Annotated in this window: 1 protein-coding gene; it reads left to right on the forward strand. The window is 70.3% G+C overall.

All coding sequences use genetic code 11. The annotated features are described in order from the left end of the window. On the forward strand, window positions 1–398 hold a 398-nt coding region (locus U858_RS0133080; RefSeq protein ID WP_025141352.1), incomplete at its 5' end, for an amidohydrolase. Window positions 399–596: the final 198 nt, after the last annotated feature.

Here is a 596-nt window from a genome sequence, read left to right on the forward strand (position 1 = left end):
TGCTGCCCGAGCTGCTGCCGCGCCTGCGCGCGCTGCCCGTGCCGTTCGTGGTGGATCACATGGGCCGCGTCAAGGCGTCCGACGGCGTCGACGCGCCGGCCTTTCGCGCGCTGCTGGACCTGGCCGCCGAACCCAAGGCCTGGGTCAAGGTGTCGGGCATCGACCGCATCGCCTCGGGCCGCCGGCCTTTTTCCGAAGGCATTCCTTTTGTGCGGGCCCTGGTGGACGCGCTGCCCGAGCGCACGCTGTGGGGCACCGACTGGCCGCACCCGAACGTGGCGGGCGACATGCCCGACGACGGCGAGCTGGCCGACGCTTTTTTCCTGGCCTGCCCGGACGCGCCATCGCGCCAGCAGGTCCTGGTGGACAACCCGGCGCGCCTGTATGGATTTCCGTAGCGCGCTCATCGCCTGACCGCAGGCAACAACAAGACACGACAATCCCGAGGAGACAACCATGTTCAAGAAACTCGTATTCGCAGGCCTCATGGGCCTGGCCAGCCTGAGCCCGGCGCACGCCGACGGCCCGGTGCGCCTGATCATCGCCTTCCCGCCCGGCGGCCCCGTCGACCTGGTGGGCCGGGTGCTGGCCGAGCA

The organism is Achromobacter sp. DH1f (assembly GCF_000633435.1).
Taxonomy (GTDB): domain Bacteria; phylum Pseudomonadota; class Gammaproteobacteria; order Burkholderiales; family Burkholderiaceae_B; genus Achromobacter; species Achromobacter deleyi.